This is a genomic window from Planctomycetota bacterium (genome assembly GCA_038746835.1).
Taxonomy (GTDB): domain Bacteria; phylum Planctomycetota; class Phycisphaerae; order Tepidisphaerales; family Tepidisphaeraceae; genus JBCDKH01.
The window spans coordinates 1-13,635 of sequence record JBCDKH010000088.1; the positions used below are offsets into that span (position 1 = coordinate 1).

The following is a 13,635-nucleotide window of genomic DNA, read 5'->3' on the forward strand; positions in this document are numbered from 1 at the left end:
CACCTCGACGTCCGCAACCAACACGACAAGACGGTCCTCGTCTGCGACCACCTGCTCCTCGTCCGAAAACGCGGACAAGCAGCCACGTGATGACGGCGTAACGAAAAACCGCAGCAGTGACACTGCTGCGGCTCATCGACGGACGTCCCAAATGGAGGCGGGGAGAATCGAACTCCCGTGCAATCGGCCCTGACGGTGCTGCAAACCTGTTTTCCACACCGACCCGAAGCAGAATCCGAAGCACGCGATGCACCGACGGCCGAGCGCGACCAGGACCTGGCGGAACTGCTCACGGCGTGGCCGATGCTGCCGAAAGCGGCGCGGCTCGACGTGCTGGGAATAGTCCGTGAGGCCGTTCAAATCTTCAGCGACAGCGACGAGCCTCATGGCGGACGGCTGGCGGCACTGTCGCCGGAGCCCTCGACGTCCGATCGGCCCTGACGCGTCGTGAGGCTGGAAACCGCGCCGCGAAAAAGCGCCAATCCGGGCTCGGGAATGTGAGACAGGGTGGTTCGGTGTTCAGCCTTGAGGCCGAAAAGTTGCCGAGGGGTATCCCCTCCTGGTGTGGTGCCGACTGCCGCGCCGTTACCTAAAGGCGTTGGACGCGGAGGTGAAGAACCTCACGAGCTGATCAACCTGAGCTGCGAGACCAGCGCGAGCACGCTCGACACAATCGACCCCTGAACGAACTCACCCATGGCCCTCACCGTTGCCGACCAACCACTCACCGACGAAGTCACCCGGGCCCGGACGGGGCTAACCGCTCGCCGGGTGCTCGTCGTCAAGAGCGACGACGGGTCCGAGGTCACTTCCGCCGCCGCTATCGGTGCCACGGGCATCCCCAGCATCGGAGCTGCTCACCCCGACCTGCCCCAGCTGAGCGTCGACAGCATCACCGCCAATCGAGCCGACGGCCCGACGCTTCGCCTCGTCGACATCGCGTACACGACGCTCGACTACGCCACGCCCGACAATCCGCTCGAGTGGGACGACGTCATCACGTGGAGCTTTCAGGAGACGACCGAGAGCTACTTCCTGGACAAGAGCGACCCGCCGAAGCCAGCTGTGAACTCAGCCGGTCAGCGATTCGCCGAGCTGCCGATCCGCGAGGCGACCAACATCATCGCCACCATCCGCCGCAACGTCGCCAGCTTCGATTTCGACCAAGCCCTGCAGTATCGAGATGCCATCAATAGCGACACGTTCACGGTCGACGGTGTGTTGATCACCGAGCGTCAGGCCAAGCTGCAGATCACGGGCGTGAGCGAGGTGAAGAACCTGAACGGCACCAGCTATCGCGAAATCACCATCCAGCTGAAGTTCCGCGACGACTGGAGAGACAACATCGCCGACCGCGGGACGGAGCAACTCAACGACAGCACACGCATCCCAATCTTCGCCGGCGACGCGGCAGTGCCTGTCGTGGACGACTGGCCCCTCGACGGTAGCGGAGTCGCCAAGCCGAACAGCACCGATGTTCCCGCGACGCTGGAGTTCAAGGCATACCCCGAGCTGGCATTCGCGCCCTTGAACTTCACGTGATGCCCGGCACGTTCTACGAGCAGTCGGCCAGACACATCAGCAGCGTCTTGCGTCGCTTCGGGCGTCCGCTCAAGAACCGGTTTCGCGTCGCCCCTCCCGGACGAAGATCTCGAGAACGCGAACTCGCTCCACGTGCTCGCGAGGCACGTCGCCCAGCCACCGTCTTCACGATCCCCGTCTGACGACGGCAGCGCTTTACCCTTGGCCGTGTCGGGACTCGCTCACTACTTCGATCGGCAACACTTCGACGCGTTGCTGGGCGACCTGGACGCCAACCGCGACGAGGTCGGGCGGATGATTCAACGGCTCTGTGAGGGCGTCGCCAAGCGCTACTGGATCGGCCGCAACCCGGACGACGAGGACGAGGCCGTTCAGTCCGCCGCGCTTCGATGCTGGCACGCGGTGCAACGCGGGAAGATCATCGAGGGCCGAAACAGCTTCGCCTACCTGACGACGGTCGCCGTCAACGCGATGAAGCGGTTCGGCGGCAACCTCTCGCGCGAGCGGCCGCCAATGCTGGCAACGCTGAGCCGGCTACACGACGAAGTCGCCGCCGTCCGGCCGGGGACGTTCCGGCGCGACCAGTCGCCAGCGGCGGGCAAGCTGCAGCGTGCGGCGTGACGCGCGGCCGCGGGTCCCTTTGACGGCTGCGTGATGTGCGGGTGGGCAGCGGGGCAGAAGTTTCACGGAAGCGACGGGCGGGATGAACTTCCACCGCCAGGCGCTGAATGTCCCGCAGATCGGGCTCGCCGGTCGGAGCTGGATCACCTTCACGAATCGTCGTCATCCTCGAAGTCGTCGAGTTCGATGTGCCCCATCTTGGACGACATGTCGTCGGCCCACTGCTGGATCGCGCCAAAGCCGAAGAGCAGGCGGCGGCCGACGTAGAAGTGCGGGATTTTCCTCAGCTTCACGAGCTTTCGCAGCGTCGACGGCTTGATGCCGGTGAACGCGACCATGCTGCGGGTGTCGAGGATGAGCGGGCGGCTGGCGGGCGTGTCTTGCGGCGTAGGCGGCTCGTCGTCTGACGGCTTACGTGGCGGCGGCGAATTGCCGGGCTGGTTGAGCCACTCGCGGAGCGCGTCGACCGGGATGATGTAGAGACGGCCGCGGCGGCGATGCCGGAGCGTTCCGTCCTGAAGTGCGGCCTGGATGACATCGCGGCCGACCCCGCACATCCCAGCGGCCTCCTCGACGTTGACGGCGAGCCGCGGCAGCGGCGCGATCGGCGAGCCGACTTTGCCGAGCCACTCAGGCTTGCGGGTCGTGGTCATCGCTTCAAGCGGTCTCGGTTGGCTGGTCGTCGTCGTCGGCTGCCGCCAAGTGCTCCAGCGCGGCCTCGACGTGCCATTGAGGTCCGCACTCGACGGCTGAATCTTGGCGAATGCGGAAGATCCACGCGTCAACCTCGACCCGACTCCACAGCGACCGCCTATGCCGCCGCCGGTCGCTTTCGTCCCCGGGACCCCTCGGGGATGGCACGTTGAGCGGACGCGGGAACGGTGGGTTCAGATCGGGGAGACTCAGGTACCGGTAGATCGTCGACCTGCTGACGTTGCCCAGCTTCTCACGCAGCTGCTTGATTGTGAGCAGCTGGTCATTCGGCGGCTGGGCCGGCACGGAGGATCGTTTTCGCCTAGCGGGCATTGGACTTCTCTTGACTGGCCTCGTCGTCGATGAGCAGCTCGCGGGCGGTCGTTCCGAGGGCCGCGGCGATGCGTTCGAGCGTCGAGACACGAACGTCGGCGTTGCGGCCCGACTCGATCGCGTACCACGCCTGTCGTCCGCTGAGACGAGCACGTTCGGCGGCTTCCGCCATCGTAAGACCGGCATCCGCCCGCAGCTGTTTCAGCTTGTCCAAGTCGAGGGGCACGCTGGTAGTCATCGGCTCATCCATCACCGGCACTGTAGCAAACGACATTGACGAGTAATGAAGTTTCGCTACGGTCGTGCCATTGTCCCCGGCATCGTGTCGGGGCAGAAACAGAACCGGGCCGCCCGACGCATCGCCGTGAGAAGCAACGCCGGGCGACCCAGAACGCACGAACATCATGCACTACGACCCCATCGCTGGCAACGTCCCGGCATCGTCCACGCCCGCCGCCAAGAAGATCGACCCGCGCCTGCCGCGACGCGGCGACTTCATCCTGGACCCGGATCATTCCGGCGAAGCCGGCATCGTCTGCCACGTCGAGGGCCGCACGATCCTCTACGACGACAAACGCGAAGACGTCGCGGGAGACTTGTGCCACACGGCCGTCGTGGGCGAGGCCCAGGTGCTGGCGCGCCCGCCGGCCTGCCTGGACCTGCTGGATTCGCGGGACATGAGCGACGCGGCCATGCGGGCCGAGGTGCTCGTCGGTGCGGCCTCGACGACGCTGCGGGCGATGATGGACTGCGAGAGCGCGATCAAGGCGACGGGCAAGTTCGGCCCGATCCCGGCGGGCTCGAGACTGATCCTCGACGAGGTGACGGCGACGCTTCGGATGCAGGCCCTGCGGATGCTGGCGGCTGCGGGATACGAGCTGTTCGACGCCGAGCCGGCGGCGTGAGGTTGTCGCGGGCGGCGCGGGCCGCGCTGCGGACGGCTGGTGGTGGCGGTAAGCTAGTACTGGGCAGGCGGGTCGCTCCCGTCGCACGTCTCGTCTCGGCCGGTCGGTTCATCCTCCCGATCCGGTCGAGGCGGACGGCCCGGCTTTCGAGGATGATCGATGAGTGATGAACGAAGTGCAGCAGGGTCCGAATTCGCGAGGGTTCTTCACGACTGCGACCTGCTCGCGAGAGCGCTCGACGGCTGGGACATGGCGGATCATCCGCGCCCACCGCTGAGCGATTGGTTCGGCGCGAACATGCCAAATGCTGAGGCCGGTGTAGCCGCGCGATTCCTGACGGCTTGGGCGGGGGTCGAGCGACCGCTGCCGAACATCAATGATGAACGGCGACGAGAGATTCGTGATGCGATCGGGCTCATCGCCGACGCCGCGGAAACCGAAGTGTTGTCGGGCGTTCCAGATTCTGTTGAGCACGCGATGATGACGGGCCGATACCCGCGTCACGGGCATGTGCAGAAAGCACTTGCTGCGATTGCTGAATTGCGGCGTGCATCAATTGAGCTGCAAGCGTCTGGCGACGTCGAATTTCGGCACATGTCTCACGATTCGATTGCCCTGCTGGCACGCGATGCCGCGCGTGGATACCCGGGATTGGAGCATGACGGCGGACGTGATCTTCGAGCACTTCACACGCTCGAAGAGACAGCCGAGGGTCGCCAGCCGGGCGTGAAGTTGCGGGCGGTCTACAGATCGCTCCGGCGTCGGGCGCTTGCGTTCAACGACGTGTTCCCGGAGGTGACTCAGGACTTGCCGCTTCGGGAAGACACACAGTCGGGCATTGATGAGATCGCGGCGTGGGCAGCGGCGGCGGCGGAAACCGTTCGGAAGTCTCGACCTGACTCGTCCCGCATGTCGCCGGACGTTACGAGTGAAGAGACTCACGGCAGCACCAGCGATGCCGACTACTCGACAAGCGGTGCATTCACAACTCCGGCCGACACTCTTCTCAAAGCCGCACGCGCTCAGCACATTCGACACCGTCAGCCTGGGGGCCGTGGGACGCGTCTGGAGTACCACCGTGATGACGTTGTGGAGCGATGGGGTGCAAAAGCCCTCCGATCAGAGACCGTGGGAACGCGGAAAAGGCGGAACGACGATGTTGCCGATCGGGCGGAAAAGGCGGAATCATCGGGGAAAAGGCGGAACGTTTCGTAAGGCGGGGTGGCGAGCGTTGACGGCCCGGGCACTGATTGATGCGTGCCCAGCAAAGCCGCTTCGCCCAACCGATGTTCGACGTCGCCGCCGGTCGAACTGCTGACGCCGTCCGAGACTGATCTGCTGCTTCGCTTGCCGCGCGGCCGCAGCGTCAAGCTCGCCCGCCAGGGACAGCTCCCGCACTACAGGCTGCCGGATGACGAGTACCGGTTCCCCGCCGACCTGCTCGACAGACTCAACGACAACGCCCCTTCACCTGGTGCGAGCAAAGCGCGTGACGGCGTGCTCATGCGGATCGTGCCCGCAGACGACGGCTCGTCGCAGGGACGGCACGATGCCGCGTAACCCGTACGCGAGCAATTCTTCGCCGCTGCGGGCCGCGCCTGCCGCAGCAGTCTCGAGGCCGTCGGTCGACACCGACGAGTCGAGACGCGTCCCGCCGATCGCGCTCGATCAGCGCGAGGCCTGCCGGGCGATCGGTGTCAGCGACGCGACGCTCCGCGACATGATCCGACGCGGCGTCGTGCCGGCCGTGCAGGTCGGCCGTCGGTGGCTCATCCCGATCGCCGCCCTCACACGACGGCTCGGCGAGCTGGCGGAGGCCGAGGCGGATGCGCGACGCCGGCAGGCGACGGACGACAACCCGGCCGCACCGCGCGGCTCGATCTGCCTGGACGACCCCGACCACGACGACACCGAATCCCGACCGCCGGCACGACTCGTCGGATGAAAGAAGCCCGGCCGCCTGAGGCGGCGGCCGGACCCCGAATCTTCACTGCCCCGGCGTCCTGACGCGAATTCGGCAACCGGGGCCGAGCGACGCAGAGATGATACACGAACCACCCGCCAGACCGCCAACACGTTTCGACGCCGACGAGGCCCTCGTCGCCCAGCTCCGCCGCCGACTGCTGCGCGAGCAAGCCGAGGATCTTCGCGGCAATGACGCGACCGGCACGGCCGACCGGCCTGGAGCCCTGCCGGCACCCGTGATGCGTCGGGCCGACGAGCTGCTCGATCGGCTTCGGCGAGTCGCACCGTCCCGCCTCGTCGTCGCCGGCCACGATGCCGACGCCGCCCTGCTGCTCGACGAGCGTGGCGTCGCCGAGGTGGAGCCGCACTACCGGGCCGGGCTGTTGACGTTGCGGCTGACGACGGGAGGTGCCCTTTGACGCACGACCCGCACTACCAGCTCGCCGCCCGACTCGACGAGCATCGTGACGCCTTGCTCGGGCTGCTCATCGCCTTCCCGGTGAACGCGCCGCCTGCCGCACTTGCCGCGGGCTTTGGCGTATCCGACGTCGCCGGCGAGTTCGATGACGATCGGCGGACCATCCTGCGGTCGATCGACGACGTGCTCGACACGATCGGCGACAAGCTCGACCGCTACACCGCCGGAGACGCCATGCGGTGGATCATCGCCGTTGCCGCCGTCCGACTCGACGGGCCGTGCCCTTCTGGCGAGTTCCTGCCATCGGTGAACCGACTGCTGGGATGCGTCCGACGCGCGTGGGACCTCACGGGCGAGTTTCGGCCGGATCGCAAGGTGTCCGTCGTCGAGGCCGTGGCGCGGCAGCTCGATTCGATCCGACGTCTTCGCCAGACGCAACGGCAAGTCGGGCTCGACCTGGAGCGTGCCCGCCGTGCTCGCCTCGACGCCGCACGTGTCGCCGCCGACGCCACTCGCCAGCTGGAGGCCGCATGAGCAAGCGAAAGCGACTCGACTCGACGACCGACGCTGCGGTGCCAGCCCTTCAAGCCGACAGCGAACTGGCAACGGACGCATTCGCGGACATCGAGCCCGAGCAGATCGATTGGCTGTGGGAAGGCAAGATCGCGCGGGGCAAGCTGACCGCGCTCGTCTCGCGACCCGGCATAGGCAAGTCGATGCTCACGTGCGACCTGGCCGCCCGCGTCAGTTCCGGCGAAGTGATGCCCGACGGCACACCCGGCGTACTCGGCGGTGCTCACGTGCTGCTCGCCAACGCCGAAGACGGCGCGGGCGACACAATTCGGCCACGTCTCGATGCTGCGGGTGCGGACGTCGGACGCGTGCACCTGCTTCGCGGCGTCGTCAAGCCTGACGGGACGGAAGCGTTCTTCACCTTCGAGGATGCGCCCGTGCTGCAACGTGCCTTGCAGCGACACCGGGACGAGCAACGCGACATCGCCCTGATCGTCATCGACCCGGTCGGCAGCTACCTCAACGGCAAGGGCGACTCGCACCGCGACAACGACGTGCGGAAAGACCTCGGCCCACTGGTCAAGATGGCGCAGGACTTCAACGTCGCGGTCGTCCTCGTCATGCACACCCGTAAGGCCGTCGGCCGAATTGCCGACGACATGGTGCTCGGCTCCCGCGCGTTCACGGGCATCTGCCGGCAGGTCTGGCACCTGAGCAAGAACAAGGACGATCCGACCCGGCGTTTGCTGTTGCCGGGCAAGTCGAACATCGCCGCGGTCGCGACCGGCATGAGCTTCGGCTTCTGGGGCGAGGGTCAGAAGACGTGCATCGCGTGGGACCGCGACCCGATCCACATGACCGCCGACGACGCGGCGAGCGCAGAAGTCGACGCCGCCAACCGCAGCGGCGAGGCCGATGAGGATCGACGCACCGCGCGTGACGAGGCGCGGCATTTCCTGCTTCAGGTCCTGCGTGACGGTCGACGGCCCGTGAAGGAGGTTGAAGCCGAAGCTAAAGCCGCCGGCATCAGCGTTTCTGCGGCGCTGCGTCGAGCACGAGAGGACGTCTGCGAGAAGCCGATCCAAGAGGCCGGCAGGTGGCACTGGGAGCTGACCGCGCCGGCGACTGTCGAAGCCGCGGAGACCTTCCCGCGGGCACATGAGCACCCACATGAGCAGGTGCCCCCAACAGGTACAGGGTGCTCATCTGACCCCCAAGGTGCTCACCTGACCCCGTTACAAGGAAAAAATGATAAAGGACGCCGTTGGGGAGAGACCCCTGATGACCCAGATGAGCACCCTTCGTGTGCTGGGCATCAGACCCCGTCGGACGTGCTCGACTTCGGCCAGGAGGCCGCATGAGCCGCGTCCACCTCGACCGCGACGCCTGGACGTTCGCGTTCGTCCCCGAGGGCGACGGCGCACCCGCGGCCTGCCGCGCTCGCAAGCTGCTCAAGTCGGCCCTGCGTGTCCACGGCATGCGGTGCATCGCCTTCGACCTGCCACCGCGTCACCTGCTCCGCTGCCACGCCAACGCGACCGCTGGCCTCGACTCCCGGACCTACGCGACGCCCGATTCCGCCGCTGAGCGCGCGCCTTACGAACGCAAGCCGTCTCGTCCATGCCACGACTCGCCGAACCCAGCAAAGTCGCTCAGCGTGGCCCACAGGCCGAGCAACGGCAAGGCGGCATGATCCGCTTCCGACCCAACCAACCCCGCGGCGACACGTTCGCTGCCGACCTGTACCGTTCCCCACCCACACCACAGACCGCCGATGAGGATGACATCGGCCCACTTCGAGGATGATTCATGGCAAGCCTGCTCAACCGGCCCAACGGCCACCGCTGGATTCAGTTCGTCCACCCGCGAGACCGACGCCGACGGACGCTGCGGCTCGGCAAGGTGTCGACGCGTGAGGCTCAGGCCGTCGTCGGACACGTCGAGTCGCTCGCCGGCGCGATCGCGTTCGGCCGGGAGCCCACTGGGCCCGCCCTGGCATGGCTGGCCGGGCTGAGCTGCGACATGCTCGCCAAGGTCGCCGGCGTCGGGTTGTGCAAGCCGCCTGAAGAAGTCGACGAGGATCGACCAACGACGCTGGCCGAGGTGCTCGACGCGGTCATGGACGCCAAGGCCGACAGCGTCAAGCCGTCGAGCCTCAGGCGACTGCGGCAGGCCCGGAACCGACTCTGCCGGTACTTCGGCGATGACCTCGACCCGGCGACCATCACGCCCGATGCCGCGTCGCGGTGGCGAAAGGTCCTGCGCGACGGTCCGTGGCGACTGCGGCTTCGCCAAAACGCTCTGGCACGATGCCGAGCGGCGGGGATTCGTGCCGGGTGGCATGGGCCTCGATCCGTCGGCTCGCGGCGGACCCTTCGCCCACCTCGACGCTGGCACGACCGCGCGGGACGATGGCCGGTTTCTCACGCCAGGCGAAGCCGCTGCCGTGCTGGACGAGCTTCCCGGCGTGGCGTGGCGGACGTTGTTCGGGCTGGCGTATTGGGCTGGTCTGCGGTGTCCGTCCGAGACGCACGCCCTTACGTGGGCCGACGTCGACTGGCACCGCGGACGGCTCGATGTGCGGTCGCCGAAGACGGAACGCCATCGCGGCCATGAGCGACGGGCCGTGCCGATCGCACCCGAGCTGATGCCGTTGCTGCGTGAGGCCTACGACGCTGCCGAGGAAGGCGCCGAGCGTGTCGTCGACCTGTCGCACAAACACAAGCGCGGCGTCTACGACACGATCGACCGCGCGGCCGAACGGGCCGGGGTTGCGGTATGGCGGCCGTTGTGGCTGACGGTGCGGAGCAGCTGCGAAATGCGATGGCTCGCCGCCGGACATCCGTCGTCTCACGTGGCGAAGTGGATGGGCCACGGCGTGCAAGTGGCCGAGCGGCACTACCGACTGCTCGTTCCCGACGAGTCGTTCGCTGCGGCGTCGACTTCGATGCCGACCGACGTTTCCGACACCGCGTTGCCGGGCGTGCTTCGCCTTGCCGACCCGAAGCAAAAGGCGAAGCAGTTGCTGAGCCGCATGGAGCCGCACCGATCCGAACGACCGGCGATAGAAGCCCGTGAGGGCGGTTTCGTGGCGATGAGGGCAGACTTACAGAGTGGAGGCGGGGAGAATCGAACTCCCGTGTCGCGTTAGCCGAAGTGGCGGCCTCTACATGCTTAGTCGGTCTTTTGGGTCTCGCCGACGCCCGCGAGGATCGACACCCTCGGGCGTAAGCCAGCTTCCGGTTGATCTCGCCCTGCCGTCGGAAGCAATCCGACAGGGCCAGCTCGCTGGATGACAATCCTTCATGATCGCAAGCAAGTCATGAGGACCGTGGCAGAACTTAAGCTGCCAGGGCGGGCGCGTTGGCAAAGCCAACACGACCAGCAACTGCGTTGTCGGCAGTTATGGGTGTGCCCGGAATTGATAACGGAGCCTACCGAGCGTCTCCGGCATGCCACCACCACCTGTACCAACCGGTCGATACCAGTCGCCCCCGATGTGCAATCGGGCAGGTGGCCCAGTTGTCAATGCCCGCGTGGGGCAACCGACACACTACGTTTCGCGACGCCGACGGTCCAGCTCGAACAGGGCGACGGCGGCGGTGATACCGGCGTTGAGGCTGTCGGACACGTCGGTCCGCATGGGAATCGTCACGCGGTCGCTGGCGAAACTCAGCCACGCGTCGTCCAGGCCGGCATGTTCCGGGCCGACGATAATGGCGGTCGGGCGATCGTCGATCGGCAGCGACCACAGACTGTCGCTCACGGCCGGCGGTGCGACCAGGGCGAGCGTGCGGACGTCGTGATCCAGGAACCACGTTCGCGCGTCGTCGTCGGTAGCCGTCGTGCACCAAGGTGCGAGGATCGCAGCGCGGGAGTTGCGGATGGCGTTGGGGTTGAGCAGGTCGACGGTGCCGGTGGCGATCAACCCACGGCAACCGACGGCTGCGGCAGTGCGGGCCATCGCGCCGAGATTGCCGGGCTTTTCGCTGCCGACGCAGACGAGCCAGAGGTCCCCGGGCCTGGGCGCTTCGCGTGTGCGTGGCACTGCCCTTTCGCTGGAGAAGACGACCAGCTCGTCGGGCGGCGTTTTGCGATAGCTCATCTTGGCCATCACCTCGGGGCTGACCCACGTCGTGTTGCTGGTTTCGGCGAGCGTGAAGCGTTCGATGACGGGCCAGCCGAAAAGCAGTGCCTTGGCGGTGTCGTCGCTGCCCTCGACGACGAAGCGGCGTGTCGCCCGTCTGGCCGAGGCGTCGCGGAGCTTGGCGACGGCCTTGACGCGTGGATTGGACAGGCTGCTGAGCATGACGGCGATGGTATTCGCCGGTGGTCGGCTACTGGTCGGCGGGTGGCTGAGGCTGCGTGCCGACGGGTTCGTAGACGACGATGGTGCCCGCGGCCAGGTCGCCCATGCGCCGGCGTTCGGGTGCGAAGAACATCGCGATCCAGCCACCCAGGAGGTCGACGGGGCGGACGACGTTGCGGATCAGCACGCCCATGCCGGCGGGGAGCTCGCCGTCGATCTGGCGAACGCGTAGGCCGAAAATCGCCTTGCCGGGCGATCGTCCGCCGGCCAGTTCGCCGATGAGCGGCAGCAACACGTACGCGGCAATGCCCGCCAGCACCAGAGCGGTCCCGCCGGAACTGTTGGCCACGCCGGGATCGCTCGTTACGACGCCGGCGGTGAACACCAGCGGCAAGAGGTCCACGCCACCTGCCGCAAGCCGCAGTCGCCACGGGGCGACACGCATCTTCTGGTCGTCGGGCTCCTGATCGCGCGAGCGCTGCAGCTCGATCGATTGACGCCTGCCCTGCAAGAGCATTCCGAGGACGGCGACGACCAGCAATGCGTAGAGCAGCAGTCGAATCGTCTCGGCAAGTGGCGAAAACGTGTTGGGCGTCACCGGCAGCGGGACGGCGATGCCGTCCGGCGTGACGACGCTGAGTGTCGTCGGGTCAAGGTCGAGTCGGACCAGTCCGACGCCGCGCTCGGTGGCGATGCCGCGTGTGATCCGCAGCCGTCCTGCCGCGAAGGTGCCGGTCACGCGGTCGTCGTCGGAGACGGACAACGACTCGGGCAGCGTCCAGGTGACTTGCGTCAGCGTGCCGTCCTGCGTTGCGAGGGACTGCGTCTGACCGTTGGGTTTGGCGGCGAGCAGGACGTTCTGTGCGTCGAGGAGCCGTGCGTCGATGTCGAAGGTGCCGAGGGTTTGCCACGCATCGTCGACGAGCTGGTAGAGGCTCGTCGACTCGGCCGTTGCGACGGCGAGGTAGAGCGTGCTGTCGACGACGGCGATGGACGTGCCGTCGAGCGCGGGCACGCCGTCGGGTGCGTTCGCGACGGCGGTCCAGCTGCGGTTGCCACGCTCGGTGGGAAGTTGCCAGATCGAGCCATCGACGGCCAGGCCGACGAGCGTGGTGCCGTCGTAGGCGATGTCGCGAAAGCCGAGCCCGCCGGGCGGTGGCGGCGGCATGATCTCGGTCGCGGTCGCGAGCGTTGGCGGCGTGGAACGGTTCTGCGTCGGCGGAATCAGCCGGAGCGGCGTCGTGGCCGGTCGCGTGGAGGGCTCTTCGCCCTCGGCCGGCAGATTGACGTCGAGCAGGATTGCGACCTCGCCCGCGTCTGATACGGACAGCGCTAGGAGCGGCCGGGTATAGACGGCGATGCGGGTCCACTCGTCCAGCGCGGCACCGGCCTCACGCATGCGCACGACCGTCAGCGGTTCGGCCACGCCGGGCCGCTCGTGCGTGAAGGCGAGGTATTCGGCGTTGCGCGTACCGGCTGAGTCGAGACGCGTAATCGTCGATGCCGACGAGACGCCGGTCGCGACCAGCACGAGTGCGAGGATGGCGAGGAGGCGGTGTCGCAAGGTCGTGGGGCCTGGCACGTTACGGAGCGTTCGGCGGAGGCAGGTCGAGGTCGAAGACGTCTTCGCCGGTGCGATCAGGATCGACTACGAAGGTCCGCTCGTTGGGGGATTTCCTGCCGCGTCGGCCTCTTTCGTAGAGCAGCTCTTCGAGGTCCATGCGCATCTTGCCGCCGGTTTGCGGGAAGAACAGGAGCAGCCGCGTCGCGACGAGCGGGCCGTCCTCTTCGACACGCTGGTGCCGGGCCAGAGTCGCGACCAGCACAGGCCGGCCGGCCTCGTCGTTGAGGATGACGCGTCTGGCCAGCGGAGTGGCGTCGTCGCCTTCGGGCACGCTGTACCAGACCTCCTTGGTCACCACGAGCCGACGCGGGCCGAAGCGGGCGAGTTCGACGAAGGCGACGCGATGCAGGTCCGACTCCGGGTCGTAGCGGAGCGTTGGCGCGGGGAATTGCGTCAGGTCCGTCGGCAGCAGATTGATCGCCAGCACCTGGAGGATGAGGTCTGGCCGAATCGGCAGGCCGGCGATCTTGCGCGGGTCGAGCCGATCCGCCGTGCCGACGTAGGCGACATTGTCGATCGGGAACCGCAGGAACAGCTGCTGGCCGTCGGTGCCGAGGTCGAAGACGTCGCCGAACGCGTTCTTTTCAGCCTTCACGCGCAGGCGGTCGGGCTTCATGTGCTGGACGTTGATCTCGCCGTTGAAGAAGCGTCCCGAGTCTTCGGGCGACTCCTTGATCAGCACCTCGAAGTAGCCCTTGGACCAGAGCGTCGG

16 protein-coding genes and 1 other RNA gene are annotated in these 13,635 nt (G+C 67.1%); 11 read left to right on the forward strand and 6 right to left on the reverse strand.

Going from position 1 to position 13,635, the window contains the following annotated elements:
* Positions 1-177: 177 nt before the first annotated feature.
* The 3 genes from AAGI46_09895 (at position 178) to AAGI46_09905 (ending at position 2,163) form a co-directional block, all read left to right on the forward strand.
* Positions 178-441, forward strand: coding sequence for a hypothetical protein (locus AAGI46_09895; protein ID MEM1012517.1), 264 nt, complete (start codon positions 178-180; stop codon positions 439-441).
* A gap of 255 nt (positions 442-696) precedes the next feature.
* Positions 697-1,542, forward strand: a complete 846-nt coding sequence (locus AAGI46_09900) for a hypothetical protein (GenBank protein MEM1012518.1) — start codon at positions 697-699, stop codon at positions 1,540-1,542.
* A 207-nt stretch (positions 1,543-1,749) separates the two neighbouring features.
* Entirely contained in the window at positions 1,750-2,163 is a 414-nt protein-coding gene (locus AAGI46_09905) for a sigma factor (protein ID MEM1012519.1), read from the forward strand.
* A 149-nt stretch (positions 2,164-2,312) separates the two neighbouring features.
* Here the strand turns inward: AAGI46_09905 and AAGI46_09910 are convergent, their stop codons facing one another.
* Positions 2,313-2,816: a helix-turn-helix domain-containing protein gene (locus tag AAGI46_09910; GenBank protein MEM1012520.1), complete on the reverse strand. Its 504-nt coding sequence runs from the start codon at positions 2,814-2,816 to the stop codon at positions 2,313-2,315.
* 362 nt (positions 2,817-3,178) lie between these two features.
* Positions 3,179-3,439, reverse strand: a complete 261-nt coding sequence (locus AAGI46_09915; GenBank protein MEM1012521.1) for a helix-turn-helix transcriptional regulator — start codon at positions 3,437-3,439, stop codon at positions 3,179-3,181.
* Positions 3,440-3,593: 154 nt separating this feature from the next.
* Here AAGI46_09915 and AAGI46_09920 point away from each other — a divergent pair, with 154 nt between their 5' ends.
* The 8 genes from AAGI46_09920 (at position 3,594) to AAGI46_09955 (ending at position 10,141) form a co-directional block, all read left to right on the forward strand.
* Positions 3,594-4,094: a hypothetical protein gene (locus tag AAGI46_09920; protein MEM1012522.1), complete on the forward strand. Its 501-nt coding sequence runs from the start codon at positions 3,594-3,596 to the stop codon at positions 4,092-4,094.
* 1,257 nt (positions 4,095-5,351) lie between these two features.
* The gene (locus AAGI46_09925) at positions 5,352-5,654 is read left to right on the forward strand and encodes a hypothetical protein (GenBank protein ID MEM1012523.1); all 303 of its coding nucleotides are present in this window, start codon (positions 5,352-5,354) and stop codon (positions 5,652-5,654) included.
* Positions 5,644-6,039, forward strand: coding sequence for a helix-turn-helix domain-containing protein (locus AAGI46_09930; protein MEM1012524.1), 396 nt, complete (start codon positions 5,644-5,646; stop codon positions 6,037-6,039). The genes AAGI46_09925 and AAGI46_09930 overlap by 11 nt, the downstream gene beginning before the upstream one ends.
* A 97-nt stretch (positions 6,040-6,136) precedes the next feature.
* Positions 6,137-6,478: a hypothetical protein gene (locus AAGI46_09935; GenBank protein ID MEM1012525.1), complete on the forward strand. Its 342-nt coding sequence runs from the start codon at positions 6,137-6,139 to the stop codon at positions 6,476-6,478.
* Positions 6,475-7,011 (forward strand): hypothetical protein, encoded by a 537-nt coding sequence (locus AAGI46_09940; protein MEM1012526.1) that lies wholly within the window; start codon positions 6,475-6,477, stop codon positions 7,009-7,011. Before AAGI46_09935 ends, AAGI46_09940 begins: the two co-directional genes overlap by 4 nt.
* A complete protein-coding gene (locus AAGI46_09945; GenBank protein MEM1012527.1) occupies positions 7,008-8,351 on the forward strand; it encodes an AAA family ATPase in 1,344 nt (447 codons plus the stop codon). Before AAGI46_09940 ends, AAGI46_09945 begins: the two co-directional genes overlap by 4 nt.
* Positions 8,348-8,683, forward strand: a complete 336-nt coding sequence (locus AAGI46_09950; GenBank protein ID MEM1012528.1) for a hypothetical protein — start codon at positions 8,348-8,350, stop codon at positions 8,681-8,683. The genes AAGI46_09945 and AAGI46_09950 overlap by 4 nt, the downstream gene beginning before the upstream one ends.
* A 540-nt stretch (positions 8,684-9,223) precedes the next feature.
* Positions 9,224-10,141: a tyrosine-type recombinase/integrase gene (locus AAGI46_09955; protein ID MEM1012529.1), complete on the forward strand. Its 918-nt coding sequence runs from the start codon at positions 9,224-9,226 to the stop codon at positions 10,139-10,141.
* Here AAGI46_09955 and ssrA read toward each other — a convergent pair.
* From ssrA to AAGI46_09975, 4 genes are all read right to left on the reverse strand, one after another.
* Positions 10,102-10,486: a transfer-messenger RNA gene (gene ssrA, locus AAGI46_09960) on the reverse strand. The genes AAGI46_09955 and ssrA overlap by 40 nt on opposite strands.
* Before the next feature lie 57 nt (positions 10,487-10,543).
* Entirely contained in the window at positions 10,544-11,299 is a 756-nt protein-coding gene (locus AAGI46_09965) for a TrmH family RNA methyltransferase (protein MEM1012530.1), read from the reverse strand.
* A 28-nt stretch (positions 11,300-11,327) separates the two neighbouring features.
* A complete protein-coding gene (locus AAGI46_09970) occupies positions 11,328-12,881 on the reverse strand; it encodes an RDD family protein (GenBank protein ID MEM1012531.1) in 1,554 nt (517 codons plus the stop codon).
* Between the two features lies 1 nt (position 12,882).
* On the reverse strand, positions 12,883-13,635 hold a 753-nt coding region (locus AAGI46_09975), incomplete at its 5' end, for a hypothetical protein (protein ID MEM1012532.1).